At 66.0% G+C, this 23,636-nt stretch carries 17 protein-coding genes; 6 read left to right on the forward strand and 11 right to left on the reverse strand.

All coding sequences use genetic code 11. The annotated features are described in order from the left end of the window. Nucleotides 1–35 precede the first annotated feature (35 nt). The 5 genes from CH306_RS22210 to CH306_RS22230 all read right to left on the reverse strand — a co-directional run bounded on the left by CH306_RS22210 (nucleotide 36) and on the right by CH306_RS22230 (nucleotide 9,993). Nucleotides 36–1,445 carry a replication-associated recombination protein A gene (locus tag CH306_RS22210; protein ID WP_254924105.1) on the reverse strand — a complete coding sequence of 470 codons (1,410 nt, stop codon included), beginning with the start codon at nucleotides 1,443–1,445 and terminating at the stop codon, nucleotides 36–38. Nucleotides 1,446–1,494: 49 nt separating this feature from the next. Then, nucleotides 1,495–2,664: a kinase gene (locus CH306_RS22215; RefSeq protein ID WP_094630038.1), complete on the reverse strand. Its 1,170-nt coding sequence runs from the start codon at nucleotides 2,662–2,664 to the stop codon at nucleotides 1,495–1,497. 155 nt (nucleotides 2,665–2,819) lie between these two features. Beyond that, nucleotides 2,820–3,719: a transglutaminase family protein gene (locus CH306_RS22220; RefSeq protein WP_045199773.1), complete on the reverse strand. Its 900-nt coding sequence runs from the start codon at nucleotides 3,717–3,719 to the stop codon at nucleotides 2,820–2,822. Further along, nucleotides 3,719–6,475, reverse strand: coding sequence for a circularly permuted type 2 ATP-grasp protein (locus tag CH306_RS22225; RefSeq protein ID WP_373453989.1), 2,757 nt, complete (start codon nucleotides 6,473–6,475; stop codon nucleotides 3,719–3,721). Before CH306_RS22225 ends, CH306_RS22220 begins: the two co-directional genes overlap by 1 nt. Nucleotides 6,476–6,603: 128 nt before the next feature. Continuing rightward, entirely contained in the window at nucleotides 6,604–9,993 is a 3,390-nt protein-coding gene (locus CH306_RS22230) for a transglutaminase family protein (RefSeq protein ID WP_094648024.1), read from the reverse strand. Between the two features lie 206 nt (nucleotides 9,994–10,199). On the opposite strand from CH306_RS22230, the gene CH306_RS22235 reads away from it, so the two are divergent. Further along, complete coding sequence (locus CH306_RS22235) at nucleotides 10,200–10,802, forward strand: RDD family protein (RefSeq protein ID WP_256981235.1); 603 nt, start codon at nucleotides 10,200–10,202, stop codon at nucleotides 10,800–10,802. A gap of 126 nt (nucleotides 10,803–10,928) precedes the next feature. Next, on the forward strand, nucleotides 10,929–11,996 hold the full coding sequence (locus CH306_RS29180) for a DUF3824 domain-containing protein (protein ID WP_179272740.1): 1,068 nt from the start codon (nucleotides 10,929–10,931) through the stop codon (nucleotides 11,994–11,996). A 68-nt stretch (nucleotides 11,997–12,064) separates the two neighbouring features. On the opposite strand, the gene aspS is transcribed toward CH306_RS29180, so the two are convergent. Further along, nucleotides 12,065–13,849 carry an aspartate--tRNA ligase gene (gene aspS / locus CH306_RS22250; RefSeq protein WP_094647959.1) on the reverse strand — a complete coding sequence of 595 codons (1,785 nt, stop codon included), beginning with the start codon at nucleotides 13,847–13,849 and terminating at the stop codon, nucleotides 12,065–12,067. A gap of 169 nt (nucleotides 13,850–14,018) precedes the next feature. Between aspS and ypfJ the strand changes: the two genes are divergently transcribed. After that, nucleotides 14,019–14,936: a KPN_02809 family neutral zinc metallopeptidase gene (ypfJ, locus tag CH306_RS22255; protein WP_094630111.1), complete on the forward strand. Its 918-nt coding sequence runs from the start codon at nucleotides 14,019–14,021 to the stop codon at nucleotides 14,934–14,936. Between the two features lie 9 nt (nucleotides 14,937–14,945). Here the strand turns inward: ypfJ and CH306_RS22260 are convergent, their stop codons facing one another. Beyond that, nucleotides 14,946–15,974, reverse strand: a complete 1,029-nt coding sequence (locus tag CH306_RS22260) for an Rv2578c family radical SAM protein (RefSeq protein ID WP_094647960.1) — start codon at nucleotides 15,972–15,974, stop codon at nucleotides 14,946–14,948. A 125-nt stretch (nucleotides 15,975–16,099) separates the two neighbouring features. On the opposite strand from CH306_RS22260, the gene CH306_RS22265 reads away from it, so the two are divergent. Beyond that, nucleotides 16,100–16,570: a DUF3237 domain-containing protein gene (locus CH306_RS22265; RefSeq protein ID WP_032397972.1), complete on the forward strand. Its 471-nt coding sequence runs from the start codon at nucleotides 16,100–16,102 to the stop codon at nucleotides 16,568–16,570. Between the two features lie 7 nt (nucleotides 16,571–16,577). Here the strand turns inward: CH306_RS22265 and CH306_RS22270 are convergent, their stop codons facing one another. Genes CH306_RS22270 through CH306_RS22280 form a run of 3 tightly spaced genes read right to left on the reverse strand, consistent with a single transcriptional unit; the run spans nucleotide 16,578 to nucleotide 19,187 of the window. Beyond that, a complete protein-coding gene (locus tag CH306_RS22270) occupies nucleotides 16,578–17,231 on the reverse strand; it encodes a hypothetical protein (RefSeq protein WP_045195334.1) in 654 nt (217 codons plus the stop codon). Further along, complete coding sequence (gene hisS / locus CH306_RS22275; RefSeq protein WP_032397971.1) at nucleotides 17,221–18,492, reverse strand: histidine--tRNA ligase; 1,272 nt, start codon at nucleotides 18,490–18,492, stop codon at nucleotides 17,221–17,223. Before hisS ends, CH306_RS22270 begins: the two co-directional genes overlap by 11 nt. A 2-nt stretch (nucleotides 18,493–18,494) precedes the next feature. Then, nucleotides 18,495–19,187, reverse strand: coding sequence for an MBL fold metallo-hydrolase (locus tag CH306_RS22280; RefSeq protein ID WP_094630043.1), 693 nt, complete (start codon nucleotides 19,185–19,187; stop codon nucleotides 18,495–18,497). A 192-nt stretch (nucleotides 19,188–19,379) separates the two neighbouring features. On the opposite strand from CH306_RS22280, the gene CH306_RS22285 reads away from it, so the two are divergent. Further along, nucleotides 19,380–20,243, forward strand: a complete 864-nt coding sequence (locus tag CH306_RS22285) for a peptidylprolyl isomerase (protein ID WP_094630044.1) — start codon at nucleotides 19,380–19,382, stop codon at nucleotides 20,241–20,243. Continuing rightward, a complete protein-coding gene (locus CH306_RS22290; RefSeq protein WP_045195339.1) occupies nucleotides 20,240–21,037 on the forward strand; it encodes a peptidylprolyl isomerase in 798 nt (265 codons plus the stop codon). Before CH306_RS22285 ends, CH306_RS22290 begins: the two co-directional genes overlap by 4 nt. A gap of 67 nt (nucleotides 21,038–21,104) precedes the next feature. Here the strand turns inward: CH306_RS22290 and CH306_RS22295 are convergent, their stop codons facing one another. Continuing rightward, nucleotides 21,105–23,597: a RelA/SpoT family protein gene (locus CH306_RS22295; protein WP_179272741.1), complete on the reverse strand. Its 2,493-nt coding sequence runs from the start codon at nucleotides 23,595–23,597 to the stop codon at nucleotides 21,105–21,107. Between the last annotated feature and the right edge of the window lie 39 nt (nucleotides 23,598–23,636).

The raw sequence follows: 23,636 nt of genomic DNA on the forward strand, positions 1-23,636 counted from the left end.
GGTTAGCGTCCGAGGCCGTGTACCGACTCGAGGGCCTATCGGCCTCGGATGATGCGTCGCAGTTTCCCCACTCTGGTCGCGATTTCTCGCTCGGCACCGTGTTCGGTGGGCTCGTAGTAGTTCACGCCCACCAGCTCGTCCGGTGGGTACTGCTGCCCCAGCACGCCGCCGGGACTGCTGTGCGGGTACCGGTATCCGACGGCGTTTCCCAATCCTTGCGCTCCCTTGTAGTGGCCGTCGCGTAGATGCGGCGGCACCGATCCCGACTTGCCCGCCGCCACGTCGGCCATCGCCGCACCGAGTGCGCCGATCACCGCCCCGGACTTGGGCGCGGTCGCCAGGTGGATCGTGGCCTGCGCCAGAGCCAACCGCGCCTCGGGCATCCCGATCATCTGCACCGCGCTGGCAGCGGCCGTCGCGGTCTGCAAGGCGGTGGGATCGGCCATCCCGATGTCCTCGCTTGCGTGCACCACCAGACGCCGCGCGATGAACCGCGCGTCCTCGCCTGCCGTGATCATCCGAGCCAGATAGTGCAGGGCGGCGTCGACGTCGGACCCTCTGATCGACTTGATGAACGCACTGATGACGTCGTAATGCTGGTCCCCGTCGCGGTCGTATCGCACGGCGGCCTTGTCGACACTGGCTTCGACCGTCGCGAGGTCCAGCGTTCCGTCGGTCGCGGCACCCGCTGCCGCCTCGAGAGCCGTCAGCGCTCGGCGGGCGTCGCCGGCCGCGAGACGCACCAGGTGATCCATGGCGTCCTCGGCGATGGTCACCGCGCCGTCCAATCCGCGCGGATCGTTGGCGGCACGAGTGAGCAACAACTCGATGTCCTCGGATCCCAGCGGTTGCAACTGCAGCACCAACGACCTGGACAGCAGCGGAGACACCACCGAGAACGACGGGTTCTCGGTGGTCGCAGCCACCAACAGCACGATCCGATTCTCGACGGCGGCGAGCAGTGCATCCTGCTGCGTCTTGGAGAACCGGTGCACCTCGTCGATGAACAGCACGGTCTGCTCACCCGAGAGGAGTCGGCGTCGCGCCAATTCGATGACGTTACGCACTTCCTTGACTCCGGCCGACAGGGCCGACAGCGCCTCGAACTTGCGTCCGGTCGCCCCAGAGATCAGCGACGCCAGCGTCGTCTTGCCGGTTCCCGGTGGACCGTAGAGCATCACCGAGGACGCACCGGAGCCCTCGACGAGCCGCCGCAGCGGTGCGCCGGGAGCCAACAGATGAGACTGCCCCACCACCTCGTCGAGGGTCGTCGGCCGCATTCGCACCGCCAGCGGGGCGTCGGGCCTGACATAGGCGGACGTCGGACGGGATTCGGCGATCGTCGCCTCCGGTGCCGCAGGACTGTCGAAGAGTCCGTCCTCGCCGAACTCGTCGCTCCCCGAGATGTCCCCGCCCGAGATGTCACTTCCGAAACCGCTGCTCACCGGTCGAACGCTACCGATCCGACCGCCGCGAGCGCGAACGACGTCTTTCTCAGCGCTCCCACTTCGTCCGCAGAGCGGTTCCGACCGACGTCGCGTACTCCGCGATGCCTGTTTCGCCGACGCGCGCCGCACTGTCCGCCAGCACCGCCCACCGCGAGATCAGTGCCTGCGACCGCGGAACCGACAGGTGGTGCGCCCGCGCGGCTGCGATGCGAGTGTGGTCGTCGGGCAGGAACCAGTAGGTGCTCAGCCACACCCAGATCAGACGCGCGTCGAGGATCTTGCTCGCCAGGGCGGTGTCGTCGGCCAACGCAGGCCAGATGCCCACCACTTCCGCGCGCCAGGCGTCGATCATCGCCTGCTCGCGATCGTGCGAGAGCTCGAAGCTGCACAGGCAACCGGGGAACGACGCCAACGCGTAGGTGATGTCGAGGGTGGCGTCACGGAATCCGCCCCACTCGTAATCGAGGAATCGCACGCCTTCGTCGTTGACGATGATGTTGTCGGGGCACAGGTCGGACGGGCTGAAGGCACGGAAGGCTCCGTGCGCGAACAGCCGTCCGCTGCGAGAGACGCGATCGAGAATCGCATCGGGGGTGGCTCCGACGCCCAGGAGATCGGTCAGCATCCCTGGAACGTCGGCGAGCGCGCCCGGTATCTGGGCGGAGATCCCGTCGGTGGAATCCGGTTGCCCCACCCGACGCAACAGAGCGGCGAAGTCGTCCTCGCGGCCGACGGTGGCGGCATGCATGCGGCCGAGGGCCTGGGCCATGGCCATCAGAGAATTGGTCACCGCGGCTTCGTCGGAATTACGCAGCAGAGTGGTGATGGGACTGGCGTCGCCGAGATCGCTGAGCACCAGCAGCCGCGCATCGAGATCGTAGGCGTGCAGCTCGGGTCCTGGCCTGCTGTCCGTGGCCAGGGCGTTGGCGAACTGGTACGAGGCCGCCTCGCGCAGGAACGCACTCGAGCTGGAGATGTCGGCGAGCTCGGCGGGCTGTCCGGATTCGGCGGGCAGGTCGCGGACCTGCTTGATCACCAGGGTGCGGGGAAGTTGAAACGGGTTCTCGGAGACTCGGACTCGCAACACGATCGCTTGGCCGCTACCCCCCAGGTTCACCGGGTCGATCAACGTCACCGGAGCTCCGGTGCGTTTGGTGAGGAGTCGCTGAGCTGCTGCTACTACCTCTGATACAGGGTCTGCCAGTGTTGCGGTCATCGATGTCCAAGCTACCCGTTCGGTGCGTTCTGCTGTGCTGTGTCGACGACTACGAATGAGACACGATTGTCCGTTTTGCGGCATTTTTCGTTCTGCATCCCCAGATTCGACCAGGTGGTCGGTTACCCCCGAGCCATCAGATTATGCCGGGTTCGCTACAGCGGTGCAACGTCCACCGACACGGCGATGGTGCTCTCCTCCGCCTCGGTGTAGATCACCCCGCGCAGTGGAGGTACATCGGCGTAGTCGCGTCCCCACGCCACGGTCGCGTACCGCTCGTCCACCAATTGATCGTTGGTGGGATCGAAGGCCAGCCAACGATCGTTCGGCATCCACACCGCAGCCCACGCATGGGTCGCGTCGACACCGATCATCCGCTCCTTGCCGGGCGGAGGTTCGGTGGCGAGATAACCCGACACGTACCTCGCCGCGAGACCCTGGGACCGCAAGCACGCGATCGCGAGACGAGCGAAGTCCTGACACACTCCCGATCGCGCGGCGAGCACGTCGACCACGGTGGTCGAGACCGTCGTCGAGCCCGAGAGATAGCGAAAATCGGTGAAGATCCGATGCGTCAGATCGACCACGACGTCCGCCAGAGGACGACCCGGCCAGAAGCTGGGTGCGGCGTAAGCGCGTACCTCGTCGGTGATCTCCGGGGTCGGCAGATCCAGAGCGAACTCCACAGCCGACGCGCGAGCCGGATCGGCAGGCACGTTCGCACCGAACAGCGCCATCCGAGCTGACTCCCACGACGCCGTCGCCGGCCACGACGTGGTTTCGTCCGCCGGGCGCGGATACACCTCCACGAGAGAATCCGCCGTCACCACCAGTTTCTCGTGGTCCTGGGTGACGTGGAAGTACACATCCTCGTTGCCGTAGACGTCGACACCGAAGGATTGATCGGTCGGTGCCGGCTCCACCGTGACCGACTTCTCCACGCAGTGCTGCCCGTCCATGTCGCGCGGAGCCAGGAATCCACGGCCGTAGGACGAGGTCACGCGGTCGGAGTACGTGTAGGTGGTGATGTGCTTGATTCGATACCGACGACTCATCACCGCACCCCGTTCGCAGATCGGATGTTCGAGCTGCCCCACAGCGGCTGCGTGCCGCCGGGCAACGACATGTGCGTGGCGAGGACGACGCGAGACAACTCCTCGAGTGAGTCGTGGATCCCGTCCACCAGTTCGAGCAACTCCACCCGGCGACCGTTCGCGTCGACCGACTCCAGATCGCCCGGGTCGACCCGTCGCAATCGCACCCGCATCTGCTCGACGAGCTGCTCGGGCCGTGACGTGCCCGAGGCATCGGGCAACGAACCCAGATCGTCCCGAAGCCGGTCGAGCTGGTAGACCAGCGCTCGCGGGTTGCCTTCGTCGAACAGCAACAGCTGCGCGACGGCCGCCGGACGCGCGCGCCCACTGTTGCGTCTGCGGTAGATCACCGAGGACTCGGCGGCGGACAACACCGAATCGATGACCGCCTGTTCCGTGGACGGAGTGAGAGCGTGACTCAGGGTGGCCGAGAGCAGCGCAGTCAGCTGCAGACCACGCTCGATCCGCTTACCGGCGTCCATCAGGTACCAGCCCGCGTCTCGCACCATCGATTCCGACGCCAGGCCGGACAGTGCGAGCAAACCACGCAGCACACTCGACTGCGACGACGCCAGTTGCGCGCCGTTGTGAACCGGCGACTCGGTCAGCTCCTCCAGCGCGGTGTCGATGCGGTTCAGAACCGCCCAGGTGTCGTTCGAGAGCTGGTCGCGTACCGCGCGCGCCGCTTGCTGCATCCGGTCCACCGATTGCGCCAGCGAACCCATACGGCCCGTCGACAGCATCAGCGAACGCATTTCCACGGTCGCGTCGACGTGGTTCTTCTCGTCGAGGAACCCCGGCGAGGTACGCGAGACCTTCGTGACCGCTTCGAGCAGGATCGGCAGACTGTCGCTGCCCTCGAGCCACGGCATCGAGCGGTAGTCCTGATTGCGTTCGCGCGCAGCGATCAGCAAGCGAGTCATGTCCTCGGCACGTTCGCTGTAGCGCCCGAACCAGAACAGATCACCGAGCACACGCGGAGAGCTGACGACATCGACGTTGGACGCGGCGTACTGCGGCAACTCCTCCACCGTGGCGGGAGGGGTGTGCGGGGCGGAGTCCGCCGGGGTGACCCGTTCCACCGACTTGACCCACACGTCCTTCGACGCCACCGTGATGAGCGGATCGGTGACCGGCGCGGTGAGCACCACCTGCCCCAGGCCGCCGCGCATCGGTGTGTACCCACCCCGTTGCGCAACCGTGAACAGCCGCATCCCCACCTGCGCAGGGGCTACCGCCAACTGCGACCCCGACTCGCCGTCGATCGACGAACCGACCGGAGCCAGCGAGAACTCGGGGACTTCCTGCCCGGTCCACTTCCACGGCTCGGCCACGATTCGATCCCACAGCTCCCTGGCTGCGACGTCGGTGAGATCGTGCCCCACCACCGTGCGACGCGAGGTGGTCGACCGCAGTACCAGCGAACGCAGCCGGCTGCCGATGTGCGAGAGCTGATTCGGGTCACCGCCCCAGTAGGTCCGAACCGAACCGAGAATCAGATCCTCGTCCAGCAGCGCACGGCTCAACGCCGGAAGCAGCGGAAGCAGAGCCGGGTTCTCGAGCACACCGCTACCGAGGGTGTTCACCACGCTCACGGCCCCGCGGCGTAACACCTCGACCAGACCGACGACACCCAGGTGCGAATCCGGTCGTAGATCGAGTGGGTCCGCGAACTCGGCGTCGACTCGGCGCAGCACCACATCCACCCGGCGCAACTTGCCGAGCGACCGCATCCACAGACAACCGTCACGGACCACGAGGTCGGCATTCTCCACCAGCGGAAAACCGAGAACCGTTGCGAGATAAGCCTGATCGAATGCCGTCTCGGAGTGCGAACCAGGACTGAGCACCACCACGACCGGATTTTCGGCCGACGCGGGCGCAGCATCGCGAAGCGCCAGGCGCACCGCGCGTGCGAACGTCGAGAGCGGCCTCGGATTGCTCGCCTGGAACAACTCGGGCATCGCGCGAGACATCACCCGTCGATCGGCGAGCGCGTACCCCACTCCCGACGGTGCCTGCGTGCGGTCGGCGACGACTCGGAACTCACCGTCCGAACCTCGGGCGACATCGGCGGCATGCATGAACAGCTGATGCGGCCCCGGAATGGTGATCGCGTGCGCAGTGCGCAGATAACCCGGATTACCGAAGACCAACTCCGGCGGAATCAACCCCCGACGAACGGTTTCCTGGGCCCCGTAGATATCGGTGAGCACGGCGTCGAGCAGCATCGACCGCTGAACCAAACCGGCTTCCAGACGATCCCACTCATCGGCCGCGACCACCAACGGAACACTGTCCAACCCCCACCGAACAGCACTGGGCAATGCCTCGCTGCCACCCGACGGCGGAATGGGGTTGTACGTGATGCCATGGTCGTCGACCAGACGGCTCACCCGCGACTGCAACGTCTGCATGGCACCGGAGCCGGCCTCACGCATACCGTCGACCAACTCCGCCCAATGCGGACGAACGGCGTCGTCGGCGTCGAGCAACTCGTCGAACCGATCGACGCGACCGCTCACGGCCTCGCGCCGACCGCGATACGCGAGCCACGGCGACCCGGCACCACTCGAAACACCGTCGTTCCCGCCGGCTCCACTCGAGACATCGTCGTTTCTGCCGGCTCCACTCGAGACATCGTCGTTTCTGCCGGCTCCACTCGAGACATCGTCGTTTCTGCCGGCTCCACTCAGGGTGGTATCCACGGGCACCATCGAGCCGTTGTTCCTTCCGTCGGTCGATCACACTCCGCCGCCGGGCGGTTCCGCTTGCTGCGGACCCACCCGATACGCGTCGGACCGAGATCGCTACCGGTCGACTCGTTCTCCTGTGCAGTCGCGTCTCAGGACGTGATGACTCCGGTCCGGCGCAGGTCGAGCATGCCGGGCGCGGACACATCGATCGCTTGGCGAGCGTGCATCTCGAGCAATCTTGCTACGTCCACCTTCCCCGAGGTGAACCCGCCCTCCTCGAAGCGGCCGTTGCGGCGAGCCTCGGCTTCGACCGAGTTGACGGGAGGCCCCTCGTACGAGCGCCCGCCCGGATGCACGACGTGGTACGAGCATCCACCGACTGCGCGTCCGGTCTGCATTTCCACCAGGTCGAAACGCAGTGGACTCTGCACCTCGATCGTCGGGTGCAGAGCGCTCGGCGGCTGCCAGGCGCGGTAGCGCACACCGGCGACCTGAACGTCCTGACGCTCGGTGCGCACCATCGGTACCGGCACCCCGTTGCACGTCACCATGTATCGGCCCGCGTCGGCTCCGGCGACCCGAACCTGGATCCGCTCCACCGAGGAGTCCACGTACCGCGCGGTGCCGGAGGACGTCGACTCCTCGCCAAGGGTGTTCCAGGGCTCGATCGCGCCACGTAGTTCGATCTCGGCATCGCCGACCACGGTGGTGCCGATCCGCGGGAATCGGAATTCGGTGAACGGATCGAGCCAGCTGGTGTCGAAGTCGATACCGTGCTCACGGAGGTCCTCGGCCACGCGGCCGATGTCGCTGATCACGAAGTGCGGAAGCATGTATCGGCCGTGCAGATTGGCACCGTGCCGGATCAGCGGAGCTTCGAGCGGGGTGTCCCAGAATCGCGAGACCATCGATCGCACGAGAAGTGACTGCACCATCGCCATCTGATGGTGCGGCGGCATCTCGAACCCGCGCAGTTCGAGCAATCCGAGTCGGCCGCGGGTGGAGTCGGGGCTGTAGAGCTTGTCGATGCAGAACTCGGCGCGGTGCGTGTTGCCGGTGATGTCGGTGAGCAGGTGCCGCAGTGCTCGGTCGACCACCCAGGGTGAGGCCGATCGATCGGCCCCGGTCAGTCGCTTGATCTCGCTGAATGCGACCTCGAGCTCGTAGAGCGATTCCTCTCGACCCTCGTCGGCACGAGGTGCCTGCGAGGTGGTGCCGATGAAGCGGCCCGAGAACAGGTACGACAGCGACGGGTGCCGCTGCCAGTGAGTGAGCAGCGACACCAACAGATCCGGTCGACGCAGAACGGGTGAATCGACCGGCGTCACGCCGCCGAGAGTGATGTGGTTGCCGCCGCCGGTTCCGCGGGTGGTGCCGTCGTTGTCGAATCCTTCGGTGCTCAACCGGGACTGGCGAGCCTCGAGGTAGAGACGCTCCATCAGTTCGTTCTGTTCGGCCCACGAGGAGGTCGGTTGCACGTTGACCTCGATCACACCGGGATCCGGTGTGACAGTGAGGGTTTGGATACGCGGATCCGACGGCGGGCCGTAGCCCTCGATCACGACGGGGGTGTCGATGGTCGACGCCGCCTGCTCGACGCGTGAGACGAGGTCGACGAAATCGTCCAACCGATCCATCGGCGGCATGAACACGTGCAGGATGCCGTCACGGACCTCGGCGACCAGAGCGGTGACGGCGGTGCCGCCGACCCTGGACGTCTCGTCGACCAACTGCGCGTACCGCGACTCGGCCGGGTTCACCGCGCGCGGCGGCTGCTGCGTGAGCTGCGGTGTCGGCAGATCCGGCTTGGGGGCGGTGGGGTCGGCCGGGTTCTCGACCGGTCCCCAGTCCCAGGAGATCGCTCGCAGGGGCAGCCGCAAGCCCGCAGGAGAATCGCCTTCCAACAACACGATTCGGCCACGGCGCAACTTCCAGTCCGAGCTCTCCCAGCCGGACCCGTCCTCGGTGCGCGAGATGGGCAGCACGAATGCCGCCGGCTCGTCGGTGCTGGCATCGAGCCGTTCGAGCAGTCGCTTCCTGGCGTCCGCGGAATCGGCTCCCGGTTCGAGGTCGTCGTCGTCGGCGGGCGGGTCACCGTAGGGCTGACGAACCAGGTCCAACAGTTTCACCAGCGGGTCCTCGTAGGCGGGACGCGCTTGTGAGGCAGGCAGTCCGAGAGCCTTGACCAACTCGTCGATCAATTCCTGCGACGCCGAGTTGTCCACCGGTTCCGGGCGCAGATCCTCTGCCAACCAGGGATCGGCGATCAGGTCGGAGTCGTGCCACAGGGCTTGACCGTCGGTGCGCCAGAACAATCCCACCTGCCACCGTGGCAGCGGCTCACCCGGGTACCACTTGCCCTGACTGCGTTGCACCAGGCCGTCCGGTGCATAGATGGTGCGAAGCCGTTCGGCGAGCACACTTGCCAGCTTGCGCTTGTGTGGGCCATCGGCCGTGGTGTTCCACTCGGGCGCTTCCTGATTCTCGATCGCGACGAATGTGGGCTCCCCGCCGACGGTCAGTCGAATGTCCTGATCGAGCATCCGCTTGTCGATCTTCTCGGCTGTCGCCTTGATCGACTCCCACTGTTCGGCGGTGTAGGGCAACGTCGTTCGCGGATCCTCGTGGACGCGTACGACGGTGTTGGAGAAGTCGAGTTCGGCCTTGCACTTGCTCGTGGCACCGGAGATCGCGGCGGCAGTCGACGGGTGTGGCGTCGCCGACAGTGGAATGTGACCTTCGCCGGCGAACAGGCCGGAGGTCGGATCCATCCCGACCCAGCCCGCACCGGGAAGATAGACCTCGGTCCACGCGTGCAGATCGGTGAAGTCCTCCACCGGCCCGGACGGGCCGTCCAAAGACTTGACGTCGGAGGACAACTGAACCAGGTAACCCGAGACGAAGCGCGCGGCCAGACCCATCTGACGCAGGACCGACACCAGCAACCACGCCGAGTCGCGGCACGACCCGACGGCGGACGTCAGGGTCAGATCCGGGGTCTGCACTCCCGGTTCCATCCGCACCGAGTACCCGACGTCCCCCATCACGGCTTGGTTTGCCATCACGAGAAAATCGATGGTGCGCAACGACTCTCCGCGTTCGACGACGGCTGCCTGTAGCTTCTCCACCCATGCCGAGACCACCGGGCCCGGTCCTGATCCCGCCTTGCCCTCGTCCACCGGGCGCAGGTACGGCTCGAGGTCGGGAAGGTCGTGCTCCTCGTACGCGAACCCGAAGTGCTCGGCCCATTCCTCGACGAAGAAGTCGAGGGGGTTGATCGACGCCATGTCCGCGACGAGTCCGACGGTGATCGACAGGTGGTCGGTTCGCTCGGGGAAGACCACCCGAGCGAGGAAGTTTCCGAACACGTCCTGCTGCCAGTTGACGAAATGCTCCGCCGGTTCGATCTTCAGCGAGTACGCCTCGATGGGAGTACGCGAATGCGGTGCCGGTCGCAGCCGAATCTCGTGCGGAAAGATCTTGACGGTGCGGTCGAATTTGTAGCTGGTGCGGTGTTCGAGTGCAACCTTGATGCCCACGGCGAGCCCCTCGTGATAGTCCCGGTATGGGTAGAACACCCAACCCTAGTAGGACCGGGCCCGGTGCGCTCGGCGAGAAATCGTGTCCGAAATGTGCCGACCGGGCAGGCGCGTAGTCCTTGACACCCCCTTCGTGGTGCGGTTCGCTCAGCGAGAATCGAGTACTCGTTCGACGCACGTCACAGTTTGCAATCAAAGGGAATCTCGTGAGCGACAATCCATCCGACGGACCGCACTACGGCTCCGATCCGAACCGACCCCAGTACCCCACGAATCCAGCGTCCGGCTACCCGCCACCCGGCAACTACCCGCCCCCGGGCAACTATCCACCGCCGCCGGTCGGCGGCAACGCGGCCTTCGGCATGGGTTCCCCGCTGCCCGGCGGCGCGCAGCCCGGCAGCCTCGGAGCACGGTTCGCCGCCCGCTTCCTGGATGGGCTCGTTCTCGCGGTCGTCCAGTTCATCCTGTACGTGATTCTCCCGAGCGGGTTCTTCGGAACTGTGCTGCTGAGCCTCGCGTCCGCACTCCTCGGCTTCGCGTACTTCACGCTGCTCGAGTCCTCGCGCGGCCGGACCCTGGGCAAGCAGCTCCTCGGTCTGCGAACCCTCGGCGCATCGGGCGGACTGCCCACCCAGGCCGAAGCGGCCAAGCGCAACGCCTTCCTGCTGCTGAACGTGGTACCGGTGCTCGGCACCTTCCTGGTGATCGTGGCGTACATCGTCATTGCGGTGACCATCAACTCGAGCCCGACCAAGCAGGGCAAGCACGACGAGTTCGCCGGCGGAACCCAGGTCGTCGCCATCTCGTAAACCCCATCCACGCACGAGCGGACCTCCGACACACGGCGGAGGCCCGCTCGTCTGCGTCCGGGTGTTCAAGGGCCTCGACGCCCCGAATGACCCCATTGCTCCCGACCACAGACCAGGAGAACGACGTTGAGCGACAATCCGACCGGCGAACCCCGGCCCGGCGAGGGATCCGATCCCGACCGCACCGACACGCCCAACACTCCCCCGCCGAGCACGGGAAACACCCCGCCGACTCCCGGCGGTCAGTACCCACCCCCGACCGAAAGCTACCCGCCGCAGGGCAACTACCCGCCGCAGGGGAACTACCCACCGCAGGGTGGCTACCCGCCTCCCGGCAACTACCCACCGCAGGGGAACTACCAACCGCAGGGCGGCTACCCACCTCCCGGCAACTACCCACCGCAGGGTGGTGCACCCGGCGGCTATCCACCGCAGGGTGGTGCGTACCCGCCGCCGCCCGGCACCTATGGAAACCAGGGCTACGGGCAGACGCCACTGGGTCCGAATCCCGGACGGCTCGACGTCGGGGCAGCGCTGAGTTACGGGTTCGACAAATTCAAGGCCAACGTCGGCCCATGGCTCGGAATCACCGCCATCGTGTGGGCCGTGACGGCTATCGGTCTCGCCGTGGTCTTCGCGTCGACGTTCACCGCGGCGATGGTGGCAGCCGACAGCGGCGACACGACATTCACGGCCACGACATCCGGGGTGGCCGTCGTCCTGACGGCGATCCTCACGTTCGTGTCGTATTTCGTCAACGCCGCGTACGTTCGAGGTGCGCTGGACGAGACCGGTGCCCCGCAGAAGCCGTCGTTCGGTAGATTTTTCCAGCTCACCAACGTCGGCCAGATCGCCGTTCTCGCACTGATCTGGACGATCGTGAGTGTGGTGGTCAGTTTCATCCCGTTCCTCGGAACGGTCGTTCTGATCGTGATCGGCTTCCTCGCCAATTTCGCACTGACGTTCCTGATCGATCGCAACCAGACGGCGATCGAATCCATCAGATCGAGTGTCGACCTGACCGTGAAGAACTTCGGTCCCGTGGTGTTGCTCCTGCTGCTGCTGGCCGCGATCAACATCGTCGGTGCGCTGCTGTGCGGTCTCGGTCTGCTGTTCACCATCCCGATCTCGGTGATCGCAACCAACTACGCCTACCGCGTACTGACCGGTGGGCCGCTGTCCCCCGCACGCTGACCTGCCCGACAACAGACGACTGTCCCCGTAGCGCACAGCGCTACGGGGACAGTCGTTTTCGAAACTTCTCAGGCCTCGGCCGGTTCTTCCTTCTTCTCCGGCTTGAAGTCGACGCCCGATTCCTTACGCTGCTGCGGGGTGATCGGGGCGGGCGCGTCGGTCAACGGGTCGATGCCGCCACCGGACTTGGGGAACGCGATGACCTCGCGGATGGAGTCGACGCCGGCGAGCAGCGCAGTGATGCGGTCCCAACCGAACGCGATGCCGCCGTGCGGCGGTGCGCCGTAGGAGAAGGCGTCGAGGAGAAAACCGAACTTCTCCTGGGCTTCTTCCTTGCCGATACCCATGATCGCGAACACCCGTTCCTGAATGTCCTTGCGATGGATACGAATACTGCCGCCGCCGATCTCGTTGCCGTTGCAGACGATGTCGTAGGCGTAGGCCAGTGCGGATCCGGGATCGGTGTCGAACGTATCCATCGACTCCGGCTTCGGCGACGTGAAGGCGTGGTGCACGGCAGTCCACGCACCGGATCCGACGGCCACGTCACCACTGGCGGTGGCGTCGGACGTGGGCTCGAACAGCGGAGCGTCGACGACCCACACGAATGCCCATGCCTTCGGGTCGATCAGGTCGAGCTTGCGAGCGATCTCGCCGCGCACGGCACCGAGCAATCCACGTGATGCCTTGATCGGGCCCGCGGAGAAGAAGATCGCATCGCCGTTGTTCGCGCCGACGTGCGCGGCGAGGCCGTCACGCTCGGCGTCGGTGAGATTCTTGGCAACCGGGCCACCCAAGGTGCCGTCCTCGCCGACGAGCACGTAGGCGAGGCCTTTGTGGCCACGCTGCTTGGCGAATTCCTGCCACCGGTCCAACTGCTTGCGGGGCTGCGATGCACCACCGGGCATGACGACGGCACCGACGTACGGGGCCTGGAACACTCGGAACGTGGTGTCGGAGAAGAAGTCCGTGCATTCGACCAGTTCGATGTCGAAGCGGAGATCAGGCTTGTCCGAACCGTAGCGACGCATCGCCTCGGCGTAGGTGATCCGTGGAATCGGAGCCGTGAAGTGGTGGCCGACGAGCTTCCACAGCGACGCCAGGATCTCTTCGGCCAGGAGGATGACGTCGTCCTGGGTGACGAAGCTCATCTCGACGTCGAGCTGAGTGAACTCCGGTTGACGGTCGGCGCGGAAATCCTCGTCTCGGTAGCACCGTGCGATCTGGTAATAGCGCTCGATACCGCCGACCATGAGCAACTGCTTGAACAGCTGCGGGCTCTGCGGCAGAGCGTAGAAGCTGCCCGGCTGCAACCTCGCCGGCACCAGGAAGTCGCGGGCGCCCTCGGGAGTGGATCGCGTGAGCGTCGGCGTCTCGACCTCGACGAACTCGTGGTGCGCGAGTACCGAGCGGGCTGCTGCGTTGACGTGCGAGCGCAGGCGAATGGCGTGGCCCGGTCCCTCGCGACGCAGATCGAGGTAGCGGTACTTGAGCCGCGCTTCCTCGCCGGGCTGGTCGTCGAGCTGGAACGGCAGCGGCGCGGCCTCGGACAGGACCTCGATTTCGGATGCCTCGACCTCGATCGCACCGGTGGGGATCTCGTAGTTCGCGTTGCCCTCCGGACGACCCTCGACCTTGCCGGTCACCTTCACCACGTATTCGGCGCGCAGGCGGTGGGCCTGCTCGAGTGCTGCGCCCTCACGGAAGACGACCTGGGACACACCGGACGCGTCGCGCAGATCGATGAAGATGACGCCGCCGTGATCGCGTCGGCGGGCCACCCATCCCGTCAGCGTCACGGTTCGGTCGACGTGCTCGGGGCGTAATGAGCCGGCGAGGTGGGTGCGCAGCACGGGTGTCCTTTCGAGAAAAATCCGCTGATCGTGTTGTTCGATCCTCGATCCTACGGAGCACATCGCCGTAGAAGGAAACGAGATCGCAACGCGGCATGCGAAGCTAAGGCCGACAGTGGCGGTATCGGTTCGCATCACAGATGCGCGCTCGGCGGAGGGGAACTCCAGCATGACGTTCAGAGAAGGCTCGCAATCGACACCAGGCCGAGTCTCCGTCGGTGGCAGCGGAGGGGGTGGCGGACGCGGCAAGTTGGCGATCGGAGGCGGCGCGGGTGGACTGGTCGTCATCGTCCTTGCCCTGCTGTTCGGCGGCGATCCCGGCGCGATCCTGAACCAGATCAGCGGCGGCGACAGTTCCGCCGGCCAGAACGACTCCGGGTCGTCCGGAACGCTCGACTGTGACGTCACAGAGGCGAACAGCAACGTCGACTGCCGGGTGGATTTCACGGTGGCGAGCCTCGATACCGTGTGGGAATCGCAGCTGCAATCGCAGACCGGCGTCGCCTACGTCCAGCCGGCCGTGAGATTGTTCTCCGGTTCGACCGGTACCGGCTGCGGCAACGCCACCAGCGCCGTCGGGCCGTTCTACTGCCCGGCCGATTCCACCGCCTACTTCGACACGAGCTTCTTCCAAGTACTCGTCGACCAGTTCGGCTCCAGCGGCGGACCACTCGCACAGGAATACGTGGTGGCGCACGAGATCGGCCACCACATCCAGAATCAGCTGGGCGATATCGGACGCGCGCAGGCCGATCCCCAAGGACCCGAGTCCGGTGGCGTCAAGGTGGAGTTGCAGGCCGACTGCTACGCGGGAATCTGGGCGCACTACGCAGCCGAGACGGTCGACCCGAAAACTGGAGTCCCCTTCCTCGAGCCGCTGACCGCTACCGACATCGACGACGCACTCTCGGCGGCGTCGTCGGTGGGCGACGACCGCATCCAGCAGGCATCCACCGGCCGCGTCAACCCCGAGGGTTGGACGCACGGTTCTTCTGCGCAGCGTCAGGCATGGTTCACCGCGGGCTACGAAACCGGACAGGTGGCGGCCTGCGACACGTTCTCGGCACGCGACCTGAACAACCCCTGATCACCCAGCTCAGAACAGGGTGAGAGCCGGCCCCGAGGTCACCAGTGCTCGGGGTTCGGCAGGCTCGTTGGCGGGCAGCGAGCGGGTCTGCTCAGCGGCGAACCCGTAGGTGTCGAGCAGCGGATCGATTCTCGCTTTGAGCCACTGCTTGTACTCCGGAGTCACGTAGGCCCCGTGTCCGTAGAGCTGACGGTATCGACGCACCAACGCGGGGTGTTCCTTCACCAGCCAGCTCATGTACCAGTCCTTGGTGCTCGAACGCAGATGCATCGGCAGCGCCGTCACGGTTGTCGCACCTGCCTCGGCCAGGGCGCCGATGAGGCCGTCCAACTGCTTGGCCCCGTCGGTGAGAAAGGGAATCACCGGTGCCACCAGAACGCCGCAGTCCAGGCCCGCGTCGCGGACCGCACGAACGAGATCCAATCGCGCTCGCGGACTGGGGGTTCCGGGCTCGAGCTGCTTCTGCAGGTCGACGTCGTGAATGGCCAGGCTGATGCTCACCTGCACCTCCACCTGCTGCGCAGCCAGCGTCAACAGGGGCAGATCACGCCGCAGCAGTGTGCCCTTGGTGAGAATGGAGAACGGCGTCCCGGATTCGGCCAATGCTCGAATGATCCCCGGCATCAACCGATATCGCCCTTCCGCGCGCTGATAGGGGTCGGTGTTGGTACCGAGCGCCACCGGCTCCCGTTTCCACGACCGGCGCGCGAGTTCCTTGCGCAGTACCGCAGCAACGTTCGTCTTCACGACGATCTGCGAGTCGAAGTCGTTGCCGGAGTCCAGATCCAGATATTCGTGCGTCGGGCGGGCGAAGCAGTATCGACATGCGTGCGAGCACCCGCGCATCGGATTGACGGTCCACGAGAAGGGCACCTGAGATTCGCTCGGCACTTCGTTCAGAGCGCTCTTGCACAGCACTTCGTGGAAGGTGATGCCCTCGAACTCGGGCGTCTGGACGCTGCGGACCAGTCCCGATCGCTCGAGCCCCGGTAGCGCCCCGTCGTCCGCGGCATCGAGAGTCTGGCCGGCCCATCGCATGCACACAGTCGAACATTTGTTCTATGTCGTGTCAAGGGCGGCTCTCCCCCGCGGATCCCCGCTCGGGCGTGGTCACCGGAAGGCGATAGCGTAGGCCCCCAGCCGATCCTAGGAGTGCACCGCAAGTGACCGCCCCGAACACACCGACCCTCGAGCCGATTCTGCGTCTCGGCCTCACCCTCGGACCGGGAATCGACATCGGCTCGGTGCCGGCCGGTGAGCGGGTGGTCACCACCGTGCTCGGCGGCGCAGCTCCCGGCCCCGACATCGAGGGCACCCTCGCCGCCGGGTCGACCGTCGTCAGCGTGACGCGGCCCGACGGATGCACCGAGTTCAGCACCGACCTCGTCCTGGAGTTGGCAACCGGCGGTTATCTCTCGCTCGACTACCGCGGAGTTCAGTTCGGGCCGGCCGAGGTGATCGACGCTCTGAACGATCCCGAGCGTGAGGTGGACCCCGCCACGTACTACTTCCGCGGCACCCTTCGCGTGTCGACCGCGGTCCCGAAGTTCACCTATCTCAACCGTGCGCTCGTCGTCACGTCCGGATCTCGCTCGGCCGAAGCCGTCGTGCTCGACGCATTCCTGGTCACCTGATCCCGGCTCAGTCGAGCAGTTGGGCGACCTCCCGGTCGGTCAGAGTCGCCTGCGGAGTTCGCCCCTTGCTACGGACGAGTTCGACGGCGCGGTAGAGCGGCCGTTGGTCGAGCCCGGCGTCGCGTGCCTCGGCGCGCAGCTGATCGACCAGCACCGATGCGATCGCCGCAGCCGGCACCAACTCGGTGGTCCACAGCGAGTCGGCGAGGGTGCGCAACGACAGAATCGGCAGTTCCCGGCCCCCGTCTCTGGTGTAGAGCGCAAGCGGAACCACGACGTGGGTACGCCCGTCGTAGAGCCGTAGCGAGATCTGATCGATTCCGGCCGTCCGAATGGTCAGTTCGGCGGTCACCACCTCCGGCATCTTCAGTCGGCGAGTCCGCAACCCTCGTGCACACAGTTGCGGACCGTCGAGCCATATCCGGCGGCGCAGACCGAGCCAGCCGGACAGTACCGCGGGACCGCCGACGATCACTCCGACGAGAACTGCGACCCACACCGGCGCGAACAGCGCCAGCACGACGGCGACAACGATCCCGATCGCCGCCGACCCGACCATGATCTTGCGCAGGCGCGGTTTCAGGAACTCCACCGAGACCAGGTCCAGCGCTACCGGCCCCGCGTTGGACCGGGAGTCACCGGGCGGGGACTCACCGGGCAAGACGCGCTCCGAGGGCGTCGACCACGTCGGCCATCGGAACGGTGTCCTGCTCACCGTTCGAAAGGTCCTTCACCAGAACCGCTTCGGCAGCCAGTTCCTGATCCCCGAGCACCAACGCGAAACGTGCTCCGGATCGGTCGGCGGCCTTCATGGCACCCTTGATTCCGCGATTCCCGTAAGCCATGTCCACCGCTATTCCTCGTTCGCGTAGCTGAGCCGCGATGTCGACGATCGCCAGCTTCGCACCGGCACCCATCGGAACGCCGAAGACCTGGCATCGTGCCGTCGCGCCCGCAGTCTTGCCCTCGGCGGCCAGGGCCAGCACCGTGCGGTCGACCCCGAGGCCGAACCCGATTCCGGAGAGCGCCTGCCCGCCGAGCTGTTCCATCAAACCGTCGTAGCGGCCGCCGCCGCCGATGCCCGATTGCGCGCCGAGTCCGTCGTGCACGAATTCGAACGTCGTCTTGGTGTAGTAGTCGAGGCCACGCACCATTCGCGGGTTCACGAGGTACGGGACGTTCATCACGTCCAGGTAGGCCAGCACTTCGTCGAAGTGTTCCTTCGCCGAATCCGAGAGGTGATCGAGCATCAGCGGTGCGTCCGCGGTCATCGCGCGCACCTCGGGCCGCTTGTCGTCGAGCACACGCAGCGGGTTGATCTCGGCACGTCGGCGAGTGTCCTCGTCGAGCGGAAGGGCGAACAGGAACTGCTGCAACAGCTCTCGGTACTGCGGGCGACAGGTGTCGTCGCCGAGCGAGGTGATCTCGAGCCGGAAGCCGGTCAGACCCAGGGCCCGGAAACCGGCGTCGGCCACGGCGATGACCTCGGCATCCAGTGCAGGGTCGTCGACGCCGATCGCCTCGACGCCCACCTGCTGCAGCTGCCGGTAGCGGCCGGCCTGCGGGCGTTCGTAGCGGAAGAACGGCCCGGCGTAGGCCAACTTGACCGGTAGCGCTCCCCGATCCAGTCCGTGCTCGATCACCGCGCGCATGACTCCGGCGGTGCCCTCGGGGCGCAGCGTCACCGATCGGTCTCCGCGATCGGAGAAGGTGTACATCTCCTTGCTCACCACATCGGTCGACTCCCCGACCCCACGGGCGAACAGGCCGGTGTCCTCGAAGATCGGCAGTTCGATGTGGCCGTAGCCGGCGGTGCGGGCTGCGTCGAGCAACCCTTCGCGTACGGCGACGAACTCGGCCGAGTTGGGCGGGAAGTAATCGGGAATGCCCTTGGGCGCGGAAAAGGCGGTCGGCTTGCTCACGCTCACAGCTTTCCTTGCCCGGGGTCGGTGAGTCCAACGAGGAACGGGTTGGATGCGCGCTCCTGGCCGATCGAGCTCTGTCCGCCGTGTCCCGGGAGCACCACCGTGTCGTCGCTCAGAGGGAGCAGCCGAGTCGCGATGGAGCGCAGCAGTTGATCGTGATCGCCACCGGGCAGATCGGTGCGCCCGATCGACCCCGCGAAGAGGGTGTCCCCGGTCAGAGCCAACGGAACCGAGCCGTCGGGCCCGTCGGCGTGAGCGAGGAACACCACCGATCCCTGAGTGTGCCCGGGGGTGTGTACCACCGTGAATTCGATTCCGGCGAGTTCGAGCCGTCGACCGTCCGTGAGCTCGATCACCTCGGCCGGTTCGTGGAACTCGAGGTCGCCCAGTACCGCCGCCAACGTCGGGCCGGTTCCCTTGATCGGATCGGCCAGCATGTAGCGGTCCTCGGGTGCGATGTACGCCGGGATGCCGTACTTTGCGCAGATCGGCTCCACCGACCACGTGTGGTCCAGATGGCCGTGCGTGAGCAGTACTGCGGTGGGGGTGAGCGAGGACTGCGTCAGGAAGTCGATCAGCGGATCCGCGGCGTCCTGACCGGGATCGACGACGACGCACTCGGACGCGTCGTCCTGGGCCAGGATGTAACAGTTCGTCTGAAACATGCCTGCGGGGAATCCGGTGACGAGCAAGACAAACGCTCCTAAATGGCTGAGGCCGAAGTACCGAACAAGCTTAGTGGGGCCGATCCCGTCGGGTCCCCCCAGCATGCTCTCAGGCAGTGATGGCAAACTCGCGTTGGCCGATTCTCGGCCGGTTACCACACGATCGGTCCGTGCAGCGAGCGGGCGAGGTCGTTTTTCGACAAGCGGGAGGAACACGAATTGCCCAGCAACGAGCAACGGCGCGAGGCTGCCAAACGAAAGCTCGAACGCCAACTCGTACGCCGTGCCGAACGAGCCCGGCGTCGTAAGCAATTGACGATCGCCGGTTCCATTCTCGGCGTCGTTGCGGTGGTGGCCGTCGTCTCGGTCGTGTTCGTGGTGACCCGCGGTGACGACGATGCCAGTACCGCCCAGGAATCCTCGACGTCGGCACCCGCCGATTCGATCATCGCAGCCGGACGCACCGAGCCGTTGCCCGAGACGGTGAACTGCTCCTACCCCGCCGCGGCGGGGCCTGCGGCCAAGCCGAACACTCCCCCGCGCACCGACAACGTGCCGACCAGCGACGAGCCGCTGAGCTACAGCATGACCACGACTGCGGGAAACATCGGTCTGACGCTGAACAACCCCGAGTCTCCCTGCACGGTCAACAGTTTCGTCTCGCTCGCCAATCAGGGTTACTTCGACGGCACCACCTGCCATCGACTCACCACGGGCGCGGGTCTGCAGGTTCTCCAGTGCGGCGATCCCACCGGCACCGGTTCCGGCGGACCGGGCTACCAGTTCGCCGACGAATTCCCCACAGATACGTTCGCCGAAGGCGACCCTGCCGCGCAGACCCCGATCTCCTACCCACGTGGAACGTTGGCCATGGCCAATGCGGGCCCGGGAACCAACGGCAGCCAGTTCTTCCTCGTCTACGGCGATTCCGAACTGCCGCCCGCCTACACCGCGTTCGGCACCATCGACGAGACCGGACTCGCCACCCTCGACGCCATCGCGGCCAAGGGAGTCGAAGGCGGCGCGTCCGACGGAGCCCCCGCCGAACCGGTCGACATCACGTCCATGTTGAGCGACCTGTGAACCGCACCTCGGCTCTGACGATCGCGATCTCGGCCACCGCGCTGGTTCTCGCAGGGTGTTCCGGTTCGGCCGAACCGGCAGCAGCGCCGGCCACCACGCCGTCGTCGACGACCACCACGACAACCGAGGCACCCGCGCCGCGGCCTGCACTCGATCTGTCCCGTTTCGGGGCTCTGCCGCCCGTGCCGCAGCCGACGACCGACACGGTCTCCTGCTCGTATCCGGAGCAGTCTCCGGCCGTCAAGCAGGTCACCGCTCCGGCTACCGACAACGTCGACGTGTACGGAACCGTCGATGTGACGTTGTCCACCACTGCAGGTCCGATCGGCATCACACTGGACCGGACACCAGCACCGTGCACGGTCAACAGTGTCGTGAGCCTCGTCGAGCAGGGGTACTTCGACGGCTCACCCTGTCACCGACTGACGACGTCACCGGGCCTCGAGGTACTGCAGTGCGGTGACCCGTCCGGTTCCGGTCGAGGCGGACCGGGATACACCTTCGCCAACGAGTACCCCACCACCGCGTACACGGACGATCCGGCGCAGGCCGAGAACCCGGTGGTCTACCCTCGCGGAACGCTGGCGATGGCCAATGCCGGCCCCGACACCAACGGCAGCCAGTTCTTCCTGGTGTACGCCGATTCGGTGCTGCCGCCGCAATACACGGTGTTCGGCACCATCTCGGACGCCGGTCTGCAAACCCTGGACGCCATCGCAGCGGGCGGGGTGACCGGTGGCTCGGAAGACGGCGCACCGGCGACTCCGGTGATCGTGGAATCGGCAACGGTGTAGCTCCGATAGAACGACGAGAGGGTGAGCAGAGATTCTCTGCTCACCCTCTCGTCGTTCTCCGGACCGCTCAGGCGGCCGACGTCAGCCGATACACGTCGTACACGCCCTCGACGTTGCGCACGACGTTCAGCACGTGCCCGAGGTGCTTCGGGTCACCCATCTCGAACGTGAACTTGCTGATCGCCACCCGGTCCCCGGACGTGGCAACCGATGCCGAGAGAATGTTGACTCGCTCGTCGGCGAGCGCCTTGGTGACGTCGGAGAGCAGTCGGTGACGGTCCAGTGCCTCGATCTGGATGGCGACCAGGAACACCGAGGACGCCGACGGTGCCCACTGAACCTCGATGAACCGCTCGGACTGCTCTTCCAGCGATCGTGCGTTGGTGCAGTCGGTGCGGTGGACACTCACCGATCCACCACGGGTGACGAATCCGAGGATCTCGTCTCCCGGCACCGGCGTACAGCACTTCGCAAGTTTCGCGACGACGCCCTCGGCACCGGTGACCAGCACGCCCGCGTCGCCGACCTGACGGGGTCGAGTGGGAATGGTCGACGGTGTCGACCGCTCGGCGAGCTCTTCCTCGACGTCGCCGACTCCACCGAGATGGGCGACCAACCGCTGCACCACGTGGCGAGCGGATACGTGATTCTCGCCGACCGCGGTGTAGAGAGCGGAGACGTCGACGTACCGTAGCTCGTGCGCGATCGCCGACATGGACTCGGCATTCATCAAGCGCTGCAGGGGAAGTCCGCCTCGACGGACCTCCTTGGCGATGCCGTCCTTGCCTGCCTCCAGGGCTTCCTCGCGACGCTCCTTGGCGAACCACTGGCGAATCTTGGTCTTGGCTCGCGGTGAGGCGACGAATCCCTGCCAGTCCCGACTCGGGCCTGCGGTGGCAGCTTTCGAGGTGAACACCTCGACCACTTCACCGTTGTCGAGTGTCCGTTCCAGGGCGACGAGTCGACCGTTGACCCGCGCGCCGATGCAGCGATGTCCCACTTCGGTGTGCACGGCGTACGCGAAGTCGACCGGGCACGATCCGGCAGGCAGGGTGACGACGTCGCCCTTGGGGGTGAAGACGAAGATCTCCTTGACCGCGAGGTCGTAGCGCAGCGACTCGAGGAACTCCCCCGGATCGGCGGCTTCTCGCTGCCAGTCGAGCAACTGGCGCATCCACGCCATGTCGTCGACCTCGGCGTTGTCCTGCGAGTGCTTGCCCTTGGTCTCCTTGTACCGCCAGTGTGCCGCGATGCCGAACTCGGCTGTGCGGTGCATGTCGCGCGTACGAATCTGCACCTCGAGGGGCTTGCCCTCCGGTCCGATCACCGTGGTGTGCAGCGACTGGTAGACGCCGTAACGCGGCTGTGCGATGTAGTCCTTGAAACGGCCCGCCATCGGCTGCCACAGCGAATGCACCACGCCGACAGCGGCGTAACAGTCACGGATCTCGTCGCACAGAATTCGGACGCCCACGAGGTCGTGGATGTCGTCGAAGTCGCGACCCTTGACGATCATCTTCTGGTAGATCGACCAGTAATGCTTCGGGCGACCCTCGACGACCGCGCTGATTCTCGACGCGGCGAGCGTCGCGTTGATCTCGGCCCGAACCTTCTCGAGGTAGGTGTCGCGGGACGGTGCCCGATCGGCGACGAGCCGCACGATCTCGTCGTACTTCTTGGGATGAAGAATCGCGAACGCCAGGTCTTCGAGCTCCCACTTGACCGTGGCCATTCCGAGCCGATGGGCAAGCGGCGCAATGACTTCCAACGTCTCCTTGGCCTTGCGCGCCTGCTTCTCCGGGGGAAGGAACCGCATGGTGCGCATATTGTGCAACCGGTCGGCGACCTTGATGACCAACACCCGCGGATCTCGCGCCATCGCGATGATCATCTTGCGGATCGTTTCGCCCTCGGCTGCGGTTCCGAGTACGACCTTGTCGAGCTTGGTCACCCCGTCCACGAGATGGGACACCTCGTCGCCGAACTCCTCGGTCAGCTTGGCAAGCGAGTATCCGGTGTCCTCGACCGTGTCGTGCAGCAGAGCTGCAACCAGCGTTGTCGTGTCCATCCCCAGCTCGGCCAGAATGTTGGCCACGGCGAGCGGATGCGTGATGTAGGGATCGCCGGACTTGCGCATCTGCGAGGCGTGCAGCTCGTCGGCAACGTCGTATGCACGCTGCAGCAGCGTCAGGTCTGCCTTGGGATAGAGCTCACGGTGCAGGCTGACGAGTGGCTCGAGCACCGGTTTGACCGCCGCGCTGCGCCCAGCGGTGATGCGGCGCGCCAGGCGTGCGCGGACCCGCCTCGACGCGGAGGTGGGAACGGGTGCCGAATTACGGGTTCCGGACGGAGCCTGCGAATCGGTCGCCGCCGGGTCGTGGGGAACCGGACCGTGGGGAACCGGAGCGTCGACGGCCGGACGGACACCGCCGGCCGCGGACTCGTCGGTCGTGACGACGTCGACTCCGGTCCGATCGGTAACTCCGGTCCGATCGGCAACTACGGGCCGCTCGGGGACGGCAGGCCCGTCGGGCAAGGGTTGATCGATGTATCGGGTCACTCTCATCACCTCCTGCCACACATTCCGCGCTGTCGTCGA

Origin of the sequence: Rhodococcus sp. 15-725-2-2b, from assembly GCF_002259075.1 — a bacterium.
Classification (GTDB): domain Bacteria; phylum Actinomycetota; class Actinomycetes; order Mycobacteriales; family Mycobacteriaceae; genus Rhodococcoides.

Excerpts from the sequence above, each read along its gene's own strand:
- CH306_RS22215 (WP_094630038.1), bottom strand. The coding sequence starts at position 2,664 with ATGACCGCAACACTGGCAGACCCTGTATCAGAGGTAGTAGCAGCAGCT.
- CH306_RS22220 (WP_045199773.1), bottom strand. The coding sequence starts at position 3,719 with ATGAGTCGTCGGTATCGAATCAAGCACATCACCACCTACACGTACTCC.
- CH306_RS22225 (WP_373453989.1), bottom strand. The coding sequence starts at position 6,475 with ATGGTGCCCGTGGATACCACCCTGAGTGGAGCCGGCAGAAACGACGAT.
- ypfJ (WP_094630111.1), top strand. The coding sequence starts at position 14,019 with ATGACGTTCAGAGAAGGCTCGCAATCGACACCAGGCCGAGTCTCCGTC.
- CH306_RS22260 (WP_094647960.1), bottom strand. The coding sequence starts at position 15,974 with ATGCGATGGGCCGGCCAGACTCTCGATGCCGCGGACGACGGGGCGCTA.